The organism is Oceanospirillum sediminis (assembly GCF_014164585.1).
Taxonomy (GTDB): domain Bacteria; phylum Pseudomonadota; class Gammaproteobacteria; order Pseudomonadales; family Halomonadaceae; genus Oceanospirillum; species Oceanospirillum sediminis.
Genome location: NZ_JACJFM010000162.1, coordinates 1 through 418, shown reverse-complemented (window position 1 = coordinate 418; position 418 = coordinate 1). Strand labels below are relative to the sequence as shown.

The window sequence follows — 418 nt, the reverse complement described above, 5'->3', positions numbered from 1 at the left end:
AATAGAATGTTTCCTTTTCCGAAAGGCACTCTTATAAAGTTAACACGCTTTTTGTCAGTTTTCGCATGACCTAATATGGTGTAATTAATACTATCAAAACTTGAAAAGAAATAGTCACCTTCGTTCTTATCTATTGTAATTGCGTTTAAGTTTTTATTCTGAAAGGACAAATGTGAAATACTATCTTTTTTTGAGTTGTATTCAAAATCAACATCAATACTCAAAGTGTCATGAATGCGCTGTGCAAAGTAGTAATCTGAAATAAACAATGTATTTCCAGTGTTGACAAACTCTAAAAGTTTATCCACTGAAAAATCTGTGAGATAATCAGAATTTCCAATAATAATATAGTTGCCTTTGGCATGATGATCACCATATCCAAATTCTGAATTCGCTGTGAGATAACTTGAAGGTTGAT

Annotated in this window: 1 protein-coding gene; it reads right to left on the bottom strand. The window is 31.1% G+C overall.

Annotated elements, in window-relative coordinates; translation table 11 throughout:
- A partial coding sequence (locus H4O21_RS28245; RefSeq protein ID WP_182812494.1) for a DUF4350 domain-containing protein occupies positions 1–418 on the bottom strand: 418 nt, incomplete at both ends.